The sequence below is a fragment of the Peribacillus sp. NPDC096622 genome (genome assembly GCF_044762665.1).
Taxonomy (GTDB): Bacteria; Bacillota; Bacilli; order Bacillales; family DSM-1321; genus Peribacillus; species Peribacillus frigoritolerans_B.
The window spans coordinates 181075-200340 of sequence record NZ_JBIWES010000008.1 but is presented as its reverse complement, the minus strand read 5'-3'; the positions used below and the strand labels follow the sequence as shown (position 1 = coordinate 200340).

The window sequence follows — 19266 nt, the reverse complement described above, 5'->3', positions numbered from 1 at the left end:
CGAAAAACTTCCTAGAGGTGGATGTCCGTGCCATTAAAAAAATCGAATCCTGATCTCATTCTCATTATCGTCACCTTAAGTCTTTTGACTGTTGGATTAATCATGGTTTACAGCGCGAGTGCCATTTGGGCAACATATAAATTTGATGATTCGTTTTATTTTGCTAAAAGGCAGTTGCTGTTTGCCTGCGTCGGTGTCATAGCGATGTTTTTTATCATGAATGTGGATTACTGGACGTGGCGGACATGGGCCAAGATTCTTATCATCATTTGTTTCATTATGTTACTGGCTGTGCTTGTACCAGGTATAGGGATGGCGAGAAATGGTTCAAGGAGCTGGATTGGTGTAGGTGCTTTTTCGGTCCAACCCTCTGAGTTCATGAAGCTGGCGATGATCGCTTTTTTAGCTAAGTTTTTATCAGAACGGCAAAAGCTGATCACCTCCTTTAAAAAAGGGATGCTTCCATCCTTGGGTTTAGTGTTTTTGGCATTTGGATTGATCATGTTACAACCGGACCTTGGAACGGGAACGGTAATGGTTGGAACGTGCATTGTCATGATTTTTATTTCCGGGGCAAAAATCAGTCATTTTGTCGGCTTGGGACTAATTGGGGTAGCAGGTTTTATCGGTCTGATTTTGTCAGCGCCCTACCGGATAAAAAGGATCACGTCTTTTCTGGATCCTTGGGAAGACCCTTTGGGCAGTGGATTTCAAATGATTCAATCGTTTTATGCAATCGGGCCAGGAGGATTGTTCGGATTGGGACTCGGGCAAAGCCGCCAAAAGTTTTTCTATTTACCAGAACCGCAGACTGATTTCATTTTTGCCATACTTTCCGAGGAACTTGGCTTCATCGGGGGCTCTCTGGTCATTTTATTATTTGCGCTTATGCTTTGGCGGGGCATTCGGATCGCACTTGGTGCCCCTGATTTATATGGTAGCCTTGTAGCGGTGGGAATCATTGCAATGGTCGCCATTCAAGTGATGATCAATATTGGGGTGGTAACGGGTCTGATGCCAGTTACGGGTATCACCTTGCCCCTCTTAAGTTATGGCGGTTCATCGCTGACGCTCATGTTGATGGCGATTGGGGTGCTCCTGAATATTAGCCGATATTCAAGGTTCTGAAATAAGTAAAAAATGTGGTTTGGCAAAAGGGAAGCCCTGTTAAACGCAGGGCTTCCCTTTTTTACGTTGAAAACCCTTCCAGGAAAACGATTTTGGAGGGTGCCTTGCCGAAAATTAGAAATAAATGAAATGCCGCTTAAATATTACCATGTATGAATGTTGGGGAATCCACAATAAATATTGGCAATACGTCTTTGTTTAGACTATAGTATAAGAGGGTTAGGCCGTACTGGGGCTTGCTTCTGTTCATTTTTCTGCTAAAAAGGCGTTATTAATCTTGTAATATAAGTGACCTCATGGAAGAGGAAATGAAAATTATAACTTGGAATTTTTGGAACAACAAGGAGGTTTATCATGGATAATGTGATAAAGCAATTAACTGAAATGAAAATCGGCAAAGTTCTTGAACAGGAACCGCTTGCAAATCATACAACTATGAAAATTGGGGGGCCGGCTGATTTATTCATCGTGCCGTCATCCATTGAAAATATAGAAAAAGCGATGCAGGTCATCAAAGAAAATGGAATGCCGTGGAGGGTGATCGGCAGAGGCTCGAACCTACTGGTCAGTGATGGCGGAATTGAAGGTGCCGTGCTTAAATTGGGTAAAGGACTTGATCATCTCGAGATAAATGGGACGGAGATTAAAGCAGGAGCTGGGGTATCACTTGTCAGCCTATCCGTACAAATCAGTAAAAAAGGATATGCAGGATTGGAATTTGCCAGTGGGATTCCTGGTTCCGTCGGCGGGGCAGTCTATATGAACGCTGGTGCACACGGTTCCGATATGAGTGAAATTCTCAAGGAGGCACATGTTCTTTTTGAAGATGGAACTCTAGCTTGGCTATCGAAAGAAGAAATGGAGTTTTCTTATCGAACTTCTCTGCTTCAGAAGAAAAGACCTGGTATCGTACTGGAAGCAATTTTTCAATTGATAGAGGGTGATAAAACCGAAATCGTTGAAAGAATGCAAAATAACAAGAATTACCGTAAAGATACCCAGCCATACAATCTTCCATGTGCCGGGAGCATATTTAGGAATCCACTTCCACACCATGCCGGTAAATTGGTCGAGAATGCAGGCCTGAAGGGCCATTCTATTGGCGGCGCTCAGATTTCACCGATGCACGGGAACTTTATCGTTAACACAGGTAATGGAAGTGCAGCGGATGTTCAAGCCTTGATACAGCATGTGAAGGATACGGTATATGATAAATTTGAGATTGAAATGGAAACGGAAGTGGAAATTATAGGAAGAAAATAATGTAATACATTATATCCAAATATTGTGATATAATGTATTACCTTTAAAGTTTATTAATAACATAATATTGAGTTTGTCTTGATTTCACACTGTCAAGAACCATCCATTTTTTCAGGAAGAGGTGAAGGGGATGGAAAAGGGAAAAATCGTTTCCATTGAGGACCGCATCCCGAAATTAAAACAATTAAGAAAAAGCAAAGCAAACAGGCGACTTGTTCTTTTGCTGTCCCTTTTCTTCATTCTGGTTGCTTGTGTGCTATATTTCTTATCCCCGTTGAGCTATGTGAAATCCGTGCAGGTAGAGGGGAATCGTTATATTACTTCCAAACAGATCATTAAATTGAGTAAGGTGAAGAAGGATCGAAGCATTTGGAAGGTTGATACAGGGGCAGCGGCAGCCAATATCAAAAAAAATCAAGAAATAAAAAGCGTTAAGGTGACACCGGTATTTCCTAATTCCATTAAAATTACCGTTTCGGAACATAACAGGATGGCATATCTGTCCAATAATGGGAAGTTTGCACCCATTTTGGAAAACGGGTCCGTTTTAGAGGAGTTGGCAACAGGAGAAATTCCAGTATTTGCCCCTGTTTTAATTGGTTTCAAAGAGGGTAAAGCATTAAAGTTGCTTTTAGAAGAGCTGGACAAGCTTCCTGCCGAGATTCAGAATGCCATTTCGGAAATTCATTACGCTCCTACAAAAACCGATGACTATCACATCGTCATGTTCATGAACGATGGGTTTGAAGTAAGTGCGACAAGCCGGACTTTATACGAGAAAATGATTCACTATCCATCGATAGTCGGCCAGTTGGATCCAGATGTAAAGGGAGTCATCGATCTGGAAGTGGGTTCTTATTTTAAAGCATATGAAGACGCTGAACAAAAGGAAGGCACCAATGAGGAAAATTAATGGCAAACGGGTGGTTTTACCCCTGGTTTGTGTGGTTCTCGGATTCATGATTGCCTTCTCTTACAATCTGACCAAAGAAGGTGAAGGTGCAGGTGCAGGGAAGGACAAAGCCTGGGATCAGGAATATGAGCTCAGGCAGCAACTGATCGAACAAGAGAAGCAGAACCGGGAACTTCAGAAGGAACTCCTTAAGAAGCAAGAAAATGTATCCCAAATAGAAAAAGACCTAGCGCAGGAAAAGCAGCTTTTTTTCAATTTGTCAAAGGAAACGGAAAAGTACCGTATGTTTCTCGGAAAAGTGAAAGTGAAAGGCTCAGGCCTTCAGGTGACGCTTGAAGATGGTACAGATATGGATTCAGAAGCCAATGTTAATAATTACCTCGTCCATGAACAGCATGTCTTCAAGGTCGTCAATGAACTATACATATCAGGTGCAGAGGCTGTTGCGATTAACGGTCAAAGGTTAAATCATGATTCATATATAATCTGTAATGGGCCTGTGATTACAATCGATGGCCATCAGCATCCTGCTCCCTTCATCATATCTGCGATTGGGGACCCGGATGTCCTGGGTGCTTCACTGGATTTACCCGGTGGCATCAAGGAACAGCTAGTTAATGAGAATATTATCTTTACAGTGGAAAAGCAAAAGAATATCATTTTTGATCCAATTATTGGAGGGTGATCAGACCGCCGGATTCGATGAAAGATTGGTGAGAAACTGGAAATGAAAAAAAAGCTTTCTTTTAGTTTGGTTACGTTGATTGCTGGCTTCATGCTCGCTATTCAATTCAATTTGGTGAATCAGCCTGTCGTTTCCGATACAAGGGATATGTGGGAACTGAAAAATGATTTATTGAAAGAACAGCAGACCCAGGCGGAATTAATAGAGGGTATCAGTAAGCTTGAGGGAAAAATAGCATCCTATGAAACAAAGAAAAATGAGAGTAAAGAAGAAGTATTGCGTGACACCCTGACCGAATTAAAGACGGATGCAGGCTTGACCGAAATAAAAGGTAATGGGGTAATCGTATCTATACAGCCTATCAAAGCAGATATCCTTCTTGGTGAGAAGGCCGAGTATATTTCACCTGTATTGATCATTCGGCTCATTAATGAAATGTATAGGTATGGCGCTGACGAAATTTCCATTTCAGGACAAAGGTATATATCAACATCGGTTATTCGTGATATTAATGGGCAGCCGAAAATGGACGGATATCCTCTAGTTCATTACCCGGTCGAAATACAGGCAATAACCGTTAATCCAAAGAAACTGAAGCAGCGCATTGAAGGTTCCGAACTTATGGATGATTTCTTTATAGATAATTTTGAAGTGCAGATAAATGTGCCTTCACGCGAGTTGACATTGCCGGCTTACCAAAATGCTATTAATGTGGAACACATGGAACCCATTATGGATGGGGGGGAATCGTAATGTGGCTTTCAGTTTTTGGGCTGTTGATTGGAATCACCCTTGGTTTTTTGGTGGATTTTGATATTCCCCATGAATATTCAAATTATCTCTCCATTGCCGTGCTTGCTGCTTTTGATACCTTATTTGGGGGCATACGGGCTCATTTGCAAAATCTTTATGATGAAGTTGTATTTGTAACAGGATTCTTCTTTAATATTGTTTTAGCCGCAGGTTTGGCTTTTCTAGGTGTACATCTTGGTGTAGACTTATATTTAGCCGCAATCTTTGTGTTCGGTGTAAGGCTCTTTCAAAATATTGCCCTGATTAGAAGGATCCTGATTGAAAAATGGTCCATTTCCCGGAAAAAGCAGAAAAAAAATCTATAATTTTAAAGGGAATTAAGTTATAAATGACGAATAGTTTATGGCAGTATCTAGTTTATTAAGTAGGTCAGTTTCATTGAGAAGCGAACAATATGCACCATAAAGTGAGAAATCTACGAGTTTTGTTCGGGAAATACCAAATGAAACGCTTATCTATGAAATTCGCCAGTTGTTGTATTCAGTTCTGTTATTCTATAATGTATAAGTCTTCGATATAAAAATGTTATTCTACTAATACATGTATAAAACTGAAGGAGGTGCCATGGAATGAACAGCAATGAAATATACGTAAGTCTTGACATCGGTACATCCAGTGTAAAAGTTATCATTGGGGAAATGGTCAATGACACATTAAATATAATCGGCGTAGGAAATGTTAAATCAGAAGGGCTCAAAAAGGGTTCGATCGTCGGTATAGATGAAACCGTCCAATCCATTCAAAAGGCTATAGAGCAAGCAGAACGGATGATAGGGATGGAGATAAAAAAGGTAATCGTAGGCATAAGTGGAAATCATGTGACGCTTCAGCCGTGTCATGGGGTAGTAGCGGTATCCAGTGACAATAAAGAGATTACCGAGCATGACGTTTTCCGTGTCAGGGAAGCAGCGGAGTTAATAACGATACCTTCCGACAGGGAAATCATCGACGTGGTGCCGATTCACTACAAAGTTGATGAACTTGATGAAATCAGTGATCCAAGGGGCATGATAGGTGTCCGGTTGGAAATGAGAGGGATATTAATCACAGGTCTTCGGACAATTTTACATAATACGCTGCGCTGTGTGGAAAGGGCAGGATTGGAAATAACCGATATCGCCCTTCAGCCTTTAGCCGCAGGTTCCCTTGTTTTATCCAAGGATGAAAAAGAACTTGGTGTGGCACTTGTCGATATTGGCGGTGGTTCCACGACCCTGGCGATTTTCGAACAAGGCTATTTACAATATACGTCTGTGATACCTATAGGCGGGGAAACACTTACGAAGGACCTTTCCATCGTTCTAAGGACGACTATGGAAGAAGCTGAGAAAATAAAAGTAAAGCATGGACATGCCTTTTATGATGACGCGTCTGAAGATGAAGTATTCCAAATACCGATCATCGGCAGCGATCAGCAGCAGACCTGCAACCAGTTAATGCTTTCGGATATCATTGAAGCGCGGGTGACCGAAATATTCGAGTTGATTCAAGATGATTTGAAGAGACTTGGCTTCCAGGATATACCGGGTGGTTTCGTGTTGACCGGGGGCGTCGTCAAGATGCCGGGAGTCCTGGAGCTGGCTCAATATGTGTTCCAAAACCGAGTAAGGACAGCTGAACCCAATTACATTGGTGTTAGGGAACCCCAATACACTACGGCTGTTGGTTTGATTAAACACGCATGCAAGAAAGAGAGAATGAAAAAAAACACCGCTAATAAAACTCCTGTAGCAGCTGGACAAGCTCAAGAAGATAACGACCAGCGCAGCCAGAAGGTTTCTCAGAAAAACAAAGAGAACACGGCTAAAAAACAAGGTGAAAAAGGTGAATCTAAATTCAAAAAAATCCTGGGTTACTTTTTTGAATAACAATCATTAAGAATCGGGAATTTCGTCAAAATAGGAGGATTGTCATGTTGGAGTTTGATTCTAATCTAGAACAATTAGCAACGATAAAAGTAATAGGTGTTGGCGGCGGCGGAAACAATGCGGTAAACAGAATGATCGAGCATGGTGTACAGGGTGTTGAGTTTATTTCTGTCAATACTGACGCACAGGCTCTTAATCTATCAAAAGCAGAAATCAAAATGCAAATCGGTGGGAAGCTTACACGCGGTTTGGGTGCAGGTGCCAATCCAGAGGTAGGAAAAAAGGCTGCTGAAGAAAGCAAAGAGCAGATTGAAGAAGCGCTTAAAGGTGCCGATATGGTATTCGTAACGGCTGGAATGGGCGGAGGTACGGGAACGGGGGCTGCTCCTGTCATAGCGGGCATTGCTAAAGATTTAGGAGCCCTTACAGTGGGTGTAGTTACACGTCCATTTACTTTCGAAGGCCGAAAACGTGCAACACAGGCACAAGGCGGCATTTCATCCATGAAGGAATCGGTTGACACACTGATCGTCATTCCGAACGACCGCCTTCTTGAAATCGTCGATAAAAGCACGCCAATGCTTGAAGCATTCCGTGAAGCCGATAATGTACTTCGCCAAGGTGTACAAGGGATTTCAGATTTAATTGCTGTTCCAGGTCTTATTAACTTGGACTTTGCCGATGTGAAGACCATCATGTCCAACAAAGGTTCCGCTCTTATGGGAATCGGGATTTCCTCCGGGGAAAACCGTGCGGCGGAAGCGGCGAAAAAAGCCATTTCCAGTCCGTTGCTTGAAACATCAATTGATGGTGCCCAAGGCGTACTGATGAATATTACCGGTGGTACGAACCTAAGTCTTTTTGAAGTCCAGGAAGCGGCCGATATCGTGGCTACAGCATCCGATCAAGACGTCAACATGATTTTTGGTTCGGTTATCAATGAAAACCTTAAAGATGAAATCGTCGTTACGGTAATTGCTACAGGCTTTAACGAGGTTGAAGCTTCAATTCGGCCTACTGGACGTCCAACACTCGGACAGCAGCAGCAATCAAGACCTCAGACACAACAAACGCCACAGCCAAACGTGAAGCGTGAAGTGAAGAGGGAAGAAGTCAATGAACAGCCTGCACGTAATGCCAATCAAGGTGATGAGGCCCTGGATATTCCAACCTTCCTCCGTAACCGTAATAGACGCCGTTAATACCGACGTCATATGCCGTTCCCATTTGGGAACGGTTTTTTGTCGTTAATAAAATGCATTCCTTAAAAGCAATTGTGTCAAATGACCTCATAATAATGGGGAATTTCTGTAGGATCGCGACTTTCGTTTTTGTTTTTGATAGTTTTTGGCTTCAGCCAATGGTTTATTTTGATTCAAGGCTATTTCTTGCCGCCTTGAAAGAATTCGTTGTGCTTTGGCCAGTTTTTTTTCGACCGTCCGGAAGAATTTTGGGTTTTGATAAACCGTACCATCTGAAAGAATCGAAAAGTTCTTCAAACCAAGATCTACACCGCACGAACGATTCGTTTTAGGAAGTACTGGTACATTGGTTTCCGCTAAAACGGAAATGAAATATTTACCCGATGGGTTCCGCCTGATTTGTGGCATTGATGATTCGCCCTTCGACCTCGCGGCTTTTAGCAAAACGAACGAGGCCGAGTTTGGGCAATTTAATTTGGTTTCCAATCATTCCGATATTTCCATTCGTATGTTTAGCCGTGTAGGATTGGACCGGATTCTTTTTTCGATTTGAAACGTGGCGACTCGTTTTTTTATATCGACTATAGGAATCTGCTGAATTTTCCGCCGATTTCTGTAAGGCTATACTGTCTACTTCTTTCAGGATAGAATACTCTTTCTTTATAGCTGGAAGTTCTTTGATTGTTGTGTATTTATTCAGAAAAGAACCTTTCCATTCATTAGAGGGTAATTGGCCGTTTTGCTTCATTTCTTCACAGATATACCAGTAAGCATCTTTCTCATTTTGTTTGCCTAAATAGAAGTTATAGGACAGTACGAGAGCAGCCAAACGTTATATTGATAGGAATAAGTTGTTCCGTTGGATAGATTCGAAATTTATAAGCCTTGTTTACGACCATTGGTTTCACCCCCCCGTTATTATCAAACAAGGAACATATGTTTGTCAAAAAAAATACTTTGGCTTAGGCCAACTGCCATTCATCCCCCCTTACCGTTGGGCTCTAGCCCTATACACGCTTGAAGAGGGAGTCTTCTGGTGGGAAATGATTAATTATTAAACTTTTATAACATAAATCGACAGAAGTAAAAGGGAGCAGGATAGTCTCTAAGACAGTCTTGGAAATATCAATAGCTGTTTTTCTACAAAAAGGGTAAAAATGACTGAAAAACTCTTAAGTTTTCGGTACAAAAAGTGACACACTTTCTAAGGGCAGGTACGCTATACTTTTTGCTAGTGGAAGGTTAGTTCATATAAGGAGGGGAGGGTGTTTGACTTTATATTTAGATGTGATCTGGTTATTGAATTGGTTATTTGACTGCCTCCTTTTATATTGGACCGCAATCATTCTCAAACGAAGGGTAGCTCTTTGGCGGGTGTGCATCGGCGGACTGATTGGTTCCTTCATTATCGTATTGGCATTCACTCCTTTTTATGCAATTGCCGACCGGGTATACATGAAGATTTTAGTATCCATGGTCATGGTGCTGGCAACCTTTGGGTTCAATAGGTTAAAACTTTTCGTGAAATCGGTGGCCACTTTATATTTTGTGACATTTTTATCGGGAGGAATCCTTCTGGGACTTCACTACTTATTTGAATTCCAAATCGTGTCCAAGGACCCTGGTCAATATGCCGGTATCAATCGTTTTGGCGACCCTGTCAGCTGGATATTCGTAATGATCGGGTTCCCGCTCGCATGGCAATTTTCCAAGCGAACACTTGAAGGGATGGAAATGACCAAGCTTACACATGAACAAATGGTTTCGGTCTCGGTTAAAATTTCTGATTTTGAAGGAACGTTTCATGGACTGGTGGATAGCGGCAATCAACTATATGACCCGATTACACGTTCCCCAGTAATGATCATCTCTCTTTCAGGCGGGGAAACAGGAATTCCGAACGATATGCTGGAGCTCTTTAAAAACCCTGATAACCTGATTAGTCAGGAAGTGCAGCCCGAATATTCATGGACAGGAAGAATGCGTGTCATCCCTTATAAAGTCGTAGGGCATGAGCATCAGCTGTTAACCGCAATCAAACCGGATTATATTAAAATCGTTCAAGGAGAAAAAGAATTTCATGTCAAGCAGGGTCTCATTTCGTTTACCTTTCAACAACTCTCTCCCGATAATAGCTATCAATCTATCGTTCACCCGAAGATGTTAACCGGGATCCCGGTACAAACTGCCTCCTGAACCATCGATTCACTCTTAAATTTGACCCATAATCCGTTTATTAGAAGGGAGAATTATTTTGAAGAAATTCATTCTTCGGCTCACTTACTTTTGGTACAAACTATTGTTCAAGCTCGGATTGAAAACGGACGAAATATTTTATATAGGAGGGAGTGAGGCGCTGCCGCCACCCCTTTCAAAGGAAGAAGAGGCAATACTGATCAATAAATTACCAAATGGTGATGAAGCTGCACGCTCGATCTTGATTGAACGTAATTTAAGGCTGGTTGTTTATATTGCCAGGAAATTCGAAAATACTGGCATCAACATTGAAGATTTAATCAGCATAGGTACCATAGGTTTGATCAAAGCTGTGAATACATTCAATCCTGAGAAGAAAATAAAACTGGCTACATATGCATCGAGATGCATCGAGAATGAAATATTGATGTATTTACGTAGAAATAACAAAATCCGCTCTGAAGTTTCTTTTGATGAGCCTCTGAATATTGATTGGGATGGAAATGAACTTCTGTTATCGGATGTACTTGGTACGGATGATGACATTATCACGAAAGACCTTGAGGCAAACGTTGACCGTAAGCTCCTGACAAAAGCACTTACACAGTTATCAGAACGTGAAAAACAGATAATGGAACTCCGTTTTGGACTTGCAGGCGGGGAAGAAAAAACCCAAAAGGACGTTGCCGACATGCTGGGGATTTCCCAATCTTACATTTCGCGTTTAGAAAAAAGGATTATTAAGAGGCTTCGTAAAGAATTTAATAAAATGGTGTAAAAAAATAAAGTGCTTAAATGTCAATCAAATCAATACTTTGGTAGCTATATTGAAAAATAATCGGGATTTTCTGTTCTAGCCATGTGCATATTTTTTCCTCCCGCGGAAATACTGTTTTTTGTACAGCGCTCCTGTGAGGAGGGAATAATTTTGTCTCGTAATAAGGTTGAAATCTGCGGTGTGGATACATCAAAATTACCGGTTTTAAAGAATGAAGAAATGAGAAAACTCTTTAAAGAACTGCAAGATGGCGATATTTCAGCAAGAGAGAAACTGGTAAACGGGAATCTTCGACTCGTTCTAAGCGTCATTCAGCGCTTCAACAATCGGGGAGAGTATGTAGATGATCTATTTCAGGTAGGCTGTATAGGGTTGATGAAGTCAATAGATAACTTTGACCTAGGTCAAAATGTTAAGTTTTCAACGTATGCTGTACCGATGATTATTGGAGAAATCAGAAGATATCTTCGTGACAATAATCCGATTCGGGTATCCCGTTCTTTAAGAGACATCGCTTACAAAGCTTTGCAGGTAAAAGAAAAGCTCATAAGCCAGACCCTTCGTGAGCCGACAGCTGAAGAAATCGCCAAGGTGTTGGAAGTTCCTCATGAAGAAATTGTTTTTGCACTAGATGCTATACAAGATCCAGTTTCACTTTTTGAACCGATTTATAATGATGGCGGGGATCCGATTTATGTACTCGACCAACTGAGTGATGAAAAAAATAAAGATAGTACCTGGATTGATGAAATAGCTATAAATGAAGGCATGAGACGGTTGAATGACCGGGAAAAAATGATCCTTCGCAAACGGTTTTTCCAAGGGAAGACGCAAATGGAGGTAGCCGAGGAAATCGGCATTTCACAAGCACAGGTCTCCCGATTGGAAAAAGCGGCAATCAAGCAAATGAATAAAAATATCCAACAGTAGAAGCTGAGCAAGAGAAAAAGTTAGCTGAAGCGGGTAGGGCAAAAATGTCGGTACCCGCTTCACAGCTACTTATCCATTGCGGCTTTTTTATTTTGTTGAAAATCCCTTCCGGAAGGGATCGTGAATCGGGGACGTTTATTTATCGTAATCTTCATCCTTGAGCGCATCTTGTCATATACATAGGAATAGGACCTTCATCTATGATGAATTTTTGAGGAGCTGAGTGATGTGACCAGGATTTCCGAATTTCAAATTAAGGATATCGTCAATATAGCGGATGGTAAGAAATTGGGTAATATGTCAGACCTTGAAATAAATACGGCCACGGGGAAAATAGAGGCAATCGTCGTTTCAAATGGCACCAGATTAATGGGTTTTTTTGGGAGAGAGCAGGATATTGTGATTCCATGGCGCAAAATAAAAAAAATCGGTGCAGATGTCATACTTGTTGAACATCAGACGGTATTTCAAGGAGAACTGAAAGATGAACGTTTTTAAAGGTGCGTGGCGCAAATATATGATACACTAGACTAAAAATAAAGAGGTTTATAGCATGAAAGAGCCATTTGTTTTAATAAAAGACCAATATATGCTCATTGACAGCTGGAGACAAAAAAATCTCCAGCTCGTAGCGGGCTTCACCACAAAAAACGGGGGGGGCAGTACAGCTGATTTTCAAACATTGAATACCGGTTTTCATGTCGGGGATAAACTTGAAGATGTCCAGGGAAACCGCAGGATTATAGCCGATAGGCTGATGTATCCGCTTAATGAATGGATAGGTGCCGAGCAGACTCATGAAACGAATATCCATCAGGTTACCAGCCGCGATGGCGGGAGGGGCGCTACGGATTATGATTCAGCCTTTAAAGCGACTGATGGATTCTATACGAAGGACCAAAACGTTCTATTGACCCTTTGCTATGCAGACTGCGTGCCCTTATACTTTCTTGCTCCGGCACATGGAATGATTGGGGTTGCACATGCTGGCTGGAAGGGTACGGTTAATGGAATTGCACGAAAAATGGTTGAGGCATGGCTGAATGAGGGTATAAAAGCAAGTGAGATATTTGCTGTTATTGGACCGTCGATTTGTTCGAAATGCTATGTAGTTGATGATTATGTCATGGATTTAGTGCAGAATTTGCTGGTAGATATTGACGAAAAGCCCTATAATTTAATCAGTGAAGGACAATATCAGTTAGACCTTAAGCAACTTAATGCATTGATTCTTCAAAAATCAGGAATTCCAAATAGTCAGATCAACGTTACATCATACTGTACAAGCTGCGATCATGAATTGTTTTTTTCACATCGCCGTGATAATGGGAAGACAGGCAGATTGATGAGTTTTATCGGTTGGAAGGAGGATTTAGAGTAACAGTGAAAGTAGTGGACAATTTAAAAAACATCGAAGAAAAAATAAATATAGCATGTGAAAATAGTGGAAGGGACCGTGATGCGATTAAGTTGATCGCAGTGACGAAATATGTTTCGGTCGAGAGAGCGAATGAAGCATTGGAAGCGGGAATACTTGATTTGGGTGAAAACCGTGACGAAGGGCTTCTGGCTAAATATGAAGTGCTGAAGGACAAGCCAAACTGGCATTATATTGGTTCCATGCAAACACGTAAAGTCAAGAATGTCATCGATAAAATTTCATATATCCATTCATTGGATCGCATTTCTTTGGCAGAAGAAATTCAAAAACGCGCAAATGAGCCGATAAACTGTTTAGTGCAGGTGAATGTTTCAGGTGAGGAATCAAAACATGGTCTGAATCCTGAGGCGACAATTGATTTCATAAAAGGGTTATCTGATTTTGATAAGGTGAATGTCGCAGGATTGATGACGATGGCTCCATTGACCGATGATGAACAGATTTTGCGGGAATGTTTCCGGAAACTGAAAGGCATCCAGGTTGAAATACAAGATTTAGAGTTGAAGCATGCCCCCTGTACTGAATTGTCCATGGGTATGTCCAATGATTTCATGATTGCCATTGAGGAAGGCGCTACAATGATCAGGATTGGTACAGCACTTGTTGGCGAATAATTTTAAGGAGGTACGCTATAGATGTCGTTCGTATCAAAATTTAAATCTTATTTCGCGCTGGATGATGAGTACGAGTACAGGGATGAAGTGGTGGAAGAAGAGGAGGCTGAACCGAAAGTCGTGAAGTCAGCTAAACAGCAACAGTCCGCTTCTGCAGGGAATAATGCCAATCAGAATATCGTAAGTTTGCAAAGCGTACAGAAATCTTCTAAAGTAGTATTATTGGAGCCGCGTGCTTATGCAGAAGCCCAGGAGGTAGCTGACCATTTGAAAAACAGGCGCGCAGTAGTCGTGAACCTTCAACGAATCCAGCATGACCAAGGAAAGCGAATCATCGATTTTCTAAGTGGGACTGTTTATGCAATCAGCGGGGATATCCAAAAAATCGGAACAGATATATTCTTATGTACCCCGGACAACGTCGATGTTTCCGGTAATATTACCGGCTTCGCCGCCGAAGAGGAGTACGAAGAAGCGAGGTGGTAATGGTTAATGGGTTTAGTGCTTCAGGGTTTATATTATTTAATTGAAATTTATTCAATGGCATTAATCGTTTACATATTGATGTCATGGTTCCCCAATGCAAGGGAGACATCAATCGGTCAATTTTTGGAAAAAATTTGCGAACCGTATTTAGAACCGTTCAGAAAGTTCATTCCGCCGCTTGGCATGATTGACCTTTCACCTCTTGTGGCCTTGCTGGTTCTTAATTTTGCCAGCGGTTATGGAATCCATTACTTACAGACCTTAATAGGATGATCAGCAATTAACCTGACATGCATCTTACTACACAGCCGGAACATTTTCCGCTGTGTAGTTGCAACGCAGAATGAGTTTATCAATTCCTTATGATCGACCATTAATTTGATAACTAAGGAGCATTTATTCAATCATGAGTATTTATCAGCATTTCAGGCCGGAGGAAAAAGATTTTATTGACCAGGCTTTGAATTGGATTGATCAGGTTAAAAATTCCTACGCTCCGAAACTATCTGATTTTCTTGATCCGCGTCAGCAGGAAATCCTTACTTCCCTAATGGGGAATGATCCGGAAGCGAAACTGCAATTCAATGGCGGGAGCGATTTCGTAGAGCGAAAACGTGTGCTCATTTACCCTGATTATTACTCTCCTGAACCATCTGATTTCAATATCTCCTTATACGATATCTCCTATCCAAAAAAATTTGTAACGCTTGAACATAGGCAAATACTTGGAACCTTGATGTCACTAGGGGTAAAACGTGAAAAATTTGGTGATATAATAGTGACGGATGAGCATATTCAATTTATAGCTGCCGAAGAGATGGATTCATATCTCGTCGGGAATCTGGAGAAAATAGGTAATGCTTCCGTTTCCATCAAACGGCTTCCAATCGAGAATATCGTCCAAGTTAAGGAAAAATGGGAAGAGCAAGTAACCACCGTCAGTTCTCTTAGGCTTGACAGTGTGCTATCGGCCGTCCTGAATTTGTCCCGTCAAAAAACCCAGTCCTTGATAACGTCAGGAAAAGTAAAGGTGAATTTCAAGCAAACGGAAAGCGTCTCGGAAGAATGCCGTGAAGGTGACACACTTTCCATCCGAGGTTTTGGCAGATGTAAAATAGCTTCGATCGATGGGAAAACCAAGAAGGATAAGTGGAGAATCTCGTTAGGTAGACAAAAATAATTCAAGAAAAAGCAGGATTCATAAATTTATTGTCGAATATAGAGTTTTAACATACTAGAGTAGAAACCGTTCTGGAGGTGCCGTAATGCCCTTAACCCCGATAGATATACATAACAAGGAATTTAGCAAAGTATTTCGAGGGTATGATGAAGATGAAGTAAATGAATTTCTCGACCAGGTCATTAAGGATTATGAACTGATTTTGAGGGAGAAGAAGGAACTGGAAGATAAACTGAACGAGACTTTTGATCGTTTGGGACATTTTACGACAATTGAGGGTACACTTAACAAGTCGATTATTGTCGCTCAAGAAGCAGCCGAAGAATTAAGGCGCAATGCCCAAAAAGAAGCGAAACTGATCATAAAGGAAGCAGAGAAAAATGCTGACCGGATTGTAAATGAGTCACTTGTGAAAGCAAGGAAAATAGCGATGGATATCGAAGATTTGAAAAAACAATCCAAAGTATTCCGGACACGTTTCAAAATGCTTGTCGGTGCACAGTTGGATTTGCTGGACAATGACGATTGGGATCATCTTCTGGATTATGAAGTGGATGCGACTGAAATAGAATTAAATGAGAGAGTGGAAGAGGAAATTTAAACGATTCCTTGACTTTGAACACTTTTTTCGCATATAATTTTTTAACAACAATACTATTCATTATGAAATTAGACGATGACAGGGAAAGTAAATTCTTCACACACTTATTTTTAGCGAACCGGGGATGGTGAAAGCCCGGAATAAGCGAAGATATTGAAGATCACCCTTGAGTTCTGAGTTGAACCTGCTCTTGCAGTAAGTAAACGAAGCGTTTCATTCACGTTACGAATGCTCGAGAGGTTGGATTCACTTCGTGAATCTTTCTAGCCAGGGTGGTACCGCGGGAAGCAAAGCTTTCTCGTCCCTTTTTTAGGGATGGGAGGGCTTTTTATTTTGGCCGGATATCAAGTCATCGGTTCGAATGAATTTTTTTAAAAGACGGATGGAGGATTTTATGATGGAATACAAAGATACCTTATTGATGCCTAAAACTGAATTTCCAATGCGGGGGAATTTGCCGAAACGTGAACCGGAAATCCAAGAAAAATGGAAAGAAATGAACATCTATAAAAAAGTGCAAGAACAAACTGAAGGGCGTCCTTTATTCATTTTGCATGATGGACCTCCATATGCCAACGGCGATATCCACATGGGCCATGCAATGAATAAGGTTTTAAAGGATTTCATTGTCCGATTTAAATCGATGAGCGGTTTTCAAGCACCGTATGTACCTGGCTGGGATACACATGGGCTTCCAATCGAAACGGCATTGACGAAAAAAGGCGTGAAACGGAAAGAAATGAGCGTTGCCGAATTCAGAAAGCTTTGTGAAGAGTATGCTTATGGTCAGATTGACAATCAACGTGAGCAGTTTAAGAGAATAGGGGTCCGTGGTGATTGGGAAAATCCTTATATCACATTGAAGCCTGAATATGAAGCACAGCAAATCAAGGTATTCGGTGAAATGGCGAAAAAAGGCTACATTTATAAAGGGAAAAAACCTGTTTACTGGTCCCCATCAAGTGAATCAGCGCTAGCCGAAGCTGAAATTGAATATCAAGACAAACGCTCTGCGTCGATCTATGTTGCTTTTGAAGTCACGGATGGCAAAGGTGTAATCGATGAAGGTGTCAAAATCATCATCTGGACGACAACTCCATGGACGATTCCAGCTAATCTTGGTATCTCATTGCATCCGCAATTAAATTATGTAGTGGTGGCTGTCGAAAATGAAAAATTCTTACTTGCTGAGGCACTGCTTGAATCGGTTACGGAAACATTAGGCTGGGAGAACCCGTCTATCCAAAAAACGGTAAAAGGGAGCGAGCTGGACCGTGCTGTTGCCAAACATCCTCTTTATGACCGCGAATCTTTAGTGATGTTAGGTGAGCACGTAACGACTGAAGCTGGAACGGGTTGTGTTCATACTGCACCTGGCCATGGTGAAGATGACTTTATCGTTGGGCAAAAATATGGCTTGGACGTACTTTGTCCTGTAGATGAAAAAGGGGTCATGACGGAAGAAGCAGGGGAATTTGCCGGATTATTTTATGATCAAGCGAATAAACCGATTACCGAAAAATTAACTGAAGCAGGCGCGTTATTGAACTTGACGTTCATCACGCACTCATACCCACATGACTGGCGGACGAAGAAGCCAACGATCTTCCGTGCAACAGCACAATGGTTCGCGTCGATCAAGGACTTCCGCAATGAACTTCTGGAAGCGATTGAAGAAACGAAATGGGTACCGGCTTGGGGCGAAACGCGCCTATTCAATATGGTCCGTGACCGTGGGGATTGGTGTATATCCCGCCAACGCGCTTGGGGCGTGCCAATTCCAGTGTTTTATGCAGAAAATGGCGAGCCGATCATTACGGATGAAACCATCGACCATATTTCAAACCTATTCCGCGAACAGGGTTCAAACATCTGGTTTGAGCGTGAAGCGAAAGATCTTCTGCCTGAAGGCTATACACATGAAGGCAGCCCGAATGGTATCTTCACGAAAGAAACGGATATCATGGACGTATGGTTCGATTCCGGATCTTCTCATCAAGCGGTACTTGAAGAAAGAGACGACTTGCAACGCCCTGCTGACCTTTATTTAGAAGGGTCCGATCAATATCGCGGCTGGTTTAACTCATCACTTTCAACAAGCGTTGCGGTTACAGGCAAAGCACCATATAAAGGTGTACTTAGCCACGGGTTCGCATTGGATGGCGAAGGCCGTAAAATGAGTAAGTCGATTGGGAACGTTGTACTGCCATCCAAGGTCATGAACCAACTTGGTGCAGATATCTTACGCCTTTGGGTAGCTTCGGTGGATTACCAATCGGATGTCAGGGTTTCCGATCCTATTTTAAAACAAGTTTCGGAAGTTTACCGTAAAATCCGTAATACATTCCGCTTCCTGTTAGGGAACTTGGATGGATTCAATCCAAAAACCGATAAAGTGGCAGTTCAAGAATTGCCTGAAGTCGATCGATACATGCTGGTTAAATTAAATAAACTGATCAAACAATCGAAGCTAAGTTATGAAAATTATGAGTTTGCTACTATTTATAATATGGTCAATAATTTCTGTACACAGGATTTAAGTTCGTTCTACCTTGATTATGCAAAAGACATTCTTTATTGTGAAGCACCAAATGGTAAAGAGCGTTTGGCCATTCAAACGGTCCTTTACGAATCATTGGTCAGCTTAACCAAATTGGTGTCACCGATCCTCTCTCATACAGCTGATGAAGTATGGGCGTTCATTCCGGGTGTAACGGAAGAAAGTGTACAGTTGACATTGATGCCTGAAGAGATTTCCATAGATGATGCTGAGGTCATTGAGTCAAAATGGACGGCGTTCATGGATGTCCGTGATAATGTTCTGAAAGCATTAGAAGAAGCCCGTAACCAGAAGGTCATCGGAAAGTCACTAAACGCTAAAGTGATGGTATATGTTAATGAAGAAACGAAGAATCTGCTTGATGGCATCAAGGAAAGCTTTGAACAGCTATTCATCGTATCCGAATTCGAAATCGCTGGCGATGTGGCAAGTGCCCCGGCAGAAGCGGTTAAACTTGAGGATATAGCGATCCTTGTTACAAAAGCAGAAGGTGAAACGTGTGAACGTTGCTGGAATGTTTCGAAGGAAGTAGGCCAAGTGGAAGATCATCCAACACTTTGCCCACGTTGTGCTACAGTCGTGAAAGAGCATTACGTGAATCAATAATT

General features: G+C 41.7%; 19 protein-coding genes and 1 pseudogene. 19 read left to right on the top strand and 1 reads right to left on the bottom strand.

What is annotated here, in order from left to right; all coding sequences use genetic code 11:
* Positions 1 to 27: 27 nt before the first annotated feature.
* The 8 genes from spoVE (at position 28) to ftsZ (ending at position 7872) form a co-directional block, all read left to right on the top strand.
* Positions 28 to 1128, top strand: coding sequence for a stage V sporulation protein E (gene spoVE, locus ACIQYG_RS16250; protein WP_098371083.1), 1101 nt, complete (start codon positions 28 to 30; stop codon positions 1126 to 1128).
* 354 nt (positions 1129 to 1482) lie between these two features.
* A complete protein-coding gene (murB, locus tag ACIQYG_RS16245; RefSeq protein ID WP_402839701.1) occupies positions 1483 to 2391 on the top strand; it encodes a UDP-N-acetylmuramate dehydrogenase in 909 nt (302 codons plus the stop codon).
* Positions 2392 to 2521: 130 nt separating this feature from the next.
* Positions 2522 to 3304 carry a cell division protein FtsQ/DivIB gene (locus ACIQYG_RS16240; protein WP_402839699.1) on the top strand — a complete coding sequence of 261 codons (783 nt, stop codon included), beginning with the start codon at positions 2522 to 2524 and terminating at the stop codon, positions 3302 to 3304.
* On the top strand, positions 3291 to 3989 hold the full coding sequence (locus ACIQYG_RS16235) for a DUF881 domain-containing protein (RefSeq protein ID WP_402839696.1): 699 nt from the start codon (positions 3291 to 3293) through the stop codon (positions 3987 to 3989). Before ACIQYG_RS16240 ends, ACIQYG_RS16235 begins: the two co-directional genes overlap by 14 nt.
* A 42-nt stretch (positions 3990 to 4031) precedes the next feature.
* Positions 4032 to 4742 (top strand): DUF881 domain-containing protein, encoded by a 711-nt coding sequence (locus tag ACIQYG_RS16230; protein WP_402839693.1) that lies wholly within the window; start codon positions 4032 to 4034, stop codon positions 4740 to 4742.
* Positions 4742 to 5107 carry a small basic family protein gene (locus tag ACIQYG_RS16225; RefSeq protein WP_063596311.1) on the top strand — a complete coding sequence of 122 codons (366 nt, stop codon included), beginning with the start codon at positions 4742 to 4744 and terminating at the stop codon, positions 5105 to 5107. The genes ACIQYG_RS16230 and ACIQYG_RS16225 overlap by 1 nt, the downstream gene beginning before the upstream one ends.
* A 264-nt stretch (positions 5108 to 5371) precedes the next feature.
* The gene (ftsA, locus tag ACIQYG_RS16220) at positions 5372 to 6670 is read left to right on the top strand and encodes a cell division protein FtsA (protein WP_402839689.1); all 1299 of its coding nucleotides are present in this window, start codon (positions 5372 to 5374) and stop codon (positions 6668 to 6670) included.
* A gap of 44 nt (positions 6671 to 6714) precedes the next feature.
* On the top strand, positions 6715 to 7872 hold the full coding sequence (gene ftsZ, locus ACIQYG_RS16215; protein ID WP_098371076.1) for a cell division protein FtsZ: 1158 nt from the start codon (positions 6715 to 6717) through the stop codon (positions 7870 to 7872).
* Between the two features lie 162 nt (positions 7873 to 8034).
* On the opposite strand, the pseudogene ACIQYG_RS16210 reads toward ftsZ, so the two are convergent.
* A pseudogene (locus ACIQYG_RS16210) lies at positions 8035 to 8771 on the bottom strand (RNA-guided endonuclease InsQ/TnpB family protein); the annotation flags it as partial.
* 370 nt (positions 8772 to 9141) lie between these two features.
* Between ACIQYG_RS16210 and spoIIGA the strand changes: the two are divergent.
* From spoIIGA to ileS, 11 genes are all read left to right on the top strand, one after another.
* Positions 9142 to 10068 (top strand): sigma-E processing peptidase SpoIIGA, encoded by a 927-nt coding sequence (spoIIGA, locus tag ACIQYG_RS16205; protein WP_402839686.1) that lies wholly within the window; start codon positions 9142 to 9144, stop codon positions 10066 to 10068.
* Between the two features lie 58 nt (positions 10069 to 10126).
* Complete coding sequence (sigE, locus tag ACIQYG_RS16200; protein WP_034313874.1) at positions 10127 to 10846, top strand: RNA polymerase sporulation sigma factor SigE; 720 nt, start codon at positions 10127 to 10129, stop codon at positions 10844 to 10846.
* Between the two features lie 150 nt (positions 10847 to 10996).
* On the top strand, positions 10997 to 11776 hold the full coding sequence (gene sigG / locus ACIQYG_RS16195) for an RNA polymerase sporulation sigma factor SigG (RefSeq protein WP_034313871.1): 780 nt from the start codon (positions 10997 to 10999) through the stop codon (positions 11774 to 11776).
* Positions 11777 to 12004: 228 nt separating this feature from the next.
* Complete coding sequence (locus ACIQYG_RS16190) at positions 12005 to 12274, top strand: YlmC/YmxH family sporulation protein (protein ID WP_034313870.1); 270 nt, start codon at positions 12005 to 12007, stop codon at positions 12272 to 12274.
* A gap of 55 nt (positions 12275 to 12329) precedes the next feature.
* On the top strand, positions 12330 to 13157 hold the full coding sequence (pgeF, locus tag ACIQYG_RS16185) for a peptidoglycan editing factor PgeF (RefSeq protein ID WP_402839680.1): 828 nt from the start codon (positions 12330 to 12332) through the stop codon (positions 13155 to 13157).
* Between the two features lie 2 nt (positions 13158 to 13159).
* Positions 13160 to 13831, top strand: coding sequence for a YggS family pyridoxal phosphate-dependent enzyme (locus tag ACIQYG_RS16180; protein WP_402839673.1), 672 nt, complete (start codon positions 13160 to 13162; stop codon positions 13829 to 13831).
* A 21-nt stretch (positions 13832 to 13852) separates the two neighbouring features.
* Entirely contained in the window at positions 13853 to 14317 is a 465-nt protein-coding gene (locus tag ACIQYG_RS16175) for a cell division protein SepF (protein WP_402839670.1), read from the top strand.
* A gap of 6 nt (positions 14318 to 14323) precedes the next feature.
* The gene (locus tag ACIQYG_RS16170; RefSeq protein WP_053534342.1) at positions 14324 to 14590 is read left to right on the top strand and encodes a YggT family protein; all 267 of its coding nucleotides are present in this window, start codon (positions 14324 to 14326) and stop codon (positions 14588 to 14590) included.
* Between the two features lie 133 nt (positions 14591 to 14723).
* On the top strand, positions 14724 to 15497 hold the full coding sequence (locus ACIQYG_RS16165) for a YlmH family RNA-binding protein (protein ID WP_402839667.1): 774 nt from the start codon (positions 14724 to 14726) through the stop codon (positions 15495 to 15497).
* A gap of 85 nt (positions 15498 to 15582) precedes the next feature.
* Positions 15583 to 16098, top strand: a complete 516-nt coding sequence (locus ACIQYG_RS16160) for a DivIVA domain-containing protein (RefSeq protein WP_402839664.1) — start codon at positions 15583 to 15585, stop codon at positions 16096 to 16098.
* 397 nt (positions 16099 to 16495) lie between these two features.
* Positions 16496 to 19264 (top strand): isoleucine--tRNA ligase, encoded by a 2769-nt coding sequence (gene ileS / locus ACIQYG_RS16155; protein WP_402839771.1) that lies wholly within the window; start codon positions 16496 to 16498, stop codon positions 19262 to 19264.
* Positions 19265 to 19266 lie beyond the last annotated feature (2 nt).